Annotated in this window: 1 protein-coding gene; it reads left to right on the plus strand. The window is 51.3% G+C overall.

Annotated features, from left to right (window positions below):
- Positions 1–18: 18 nt before the first annotated feature.
- Positions 19–1391 (plus strand): recombinase family protein (locus tag DWZ38_RS21690; RefSeq protein ID WP_117855379.1); only part of this gene is annotated, 1373 nt, incomplete at its 3' end.

Genomic DNA, 1391 nt, shown 5'->3' on the forward strand with positions numbered 1-1391 from the left:
TCTGGATTGTGTGGGTAAATGGCTATGATGAACGAAATGGAATACAGAACAATCGGTTCGGCACTTGCCGGAGGGTATCGTGCAGCGGTCTATTGCAGGCTGTCAAAGGACGATGACCTGCAAGGCGAAAGTGCCAGTATCGCAAACCAGCGTGATATGCTGGAAAAATACTGCGAAAAGCAGGGATGGGAGGTTGTGGCAGTCTATCAGGACGATGGCTTCACAGGTCTTAATATGGAGCGTCCTGATTTACAGAGAATGTTGAGAGCCATTGAGCGCAGGCAAATCAACCTTGTCATCACGAAAGACCTCAGCCGACTGGGGCGGAACTATCTGCAAACCGGGCATTTGATTGAGGACTTTTTCCCAAGAAACGGTGTCCGCTATATCGCCATGAATGGCGGTATCGACACCCTGCGGGATAACAACGATATTGCCCCATTCAAGAATATCCTGAACGAGATGTACAGCAAGGATATTTCCAAGAAAGTCCATTCCTCTTATCTTCTGAAAGCGCAGAAAGGACAGTTTACCGGGTGTCTTGCCCCGTTTGGGTATCGGAAAGACCCGGAGGACAAAAACCATCTGCTCATTGACGAGGAAACCGCCCCGATTGTGCGACTGATTTTCGGATATGCCCTGAACGGTCATGGTCCGAACTATATCCGCAGACGGCTGGAGGAAGAAAAAATCCCCTGCCCCACATGGTGGAACCGGGAACGGGGGCTTCGCAATACCCGCACCAAATGGGAAAAGAAAGACCCGGAAAACGGACGGTATATGTGGGACTTCTCCGTTATCAAAGACCTCTTGATGAATCCCGTCTACACCGGGGCGATTGCTTCCCAGAAAAAAGACTACCGTTTCAAAATCGGCACGATTGGAGAAAAGAAGCCGGAGGACTGGATTGTGGTGGAGGGACAGCATGAACCGCTGATTGACCGCATGAGCTTTGACATTGTGCAGAACAAGCTGAAATCCCGCCAGCGTCCGGGGCAGACCAATGAAATCAGCCTGTTTGCCGGATTGATAAAATGCGGCGAGTGTGGGAAGTCGCTGACGATACGCTACACAAACGCAAAACATCCCCAGCAGATTTACTCCTGCAAAACCTACAATGCCTTTGGAAAGAACCACTGCACCCAGCACCGGATTGACTATGACACCCTTTGCAGCCATGTGCTGCGGAAAATCAGGGAATGTGCCAGAGCTGCCCTGATGGACGGGGAAGCGGTTGCCGACCGCCTGACCAATACCTGTGAAACCGAGCAGCGGGAACAGCGGGAAGCAATGGAACGCTCCCTCACAAGGGACGAGGAACGGATTGAGGTTCTGGACAAAATGGTCATGCGGCTTTATGAGGATATGATTGCAGGGCGTATCAGTGAGCA

The sequence above is a fragment of the Ruminococcus sp. AF31-8BH genome (genome assembly GCF_003460605.1).
Taxonomy (GTDB): Bacteria; Bacillota; Clostridia; order Lachnospirales; family Lachnospiraceae; genus Blautia_A; species Blautia_A acetigignens.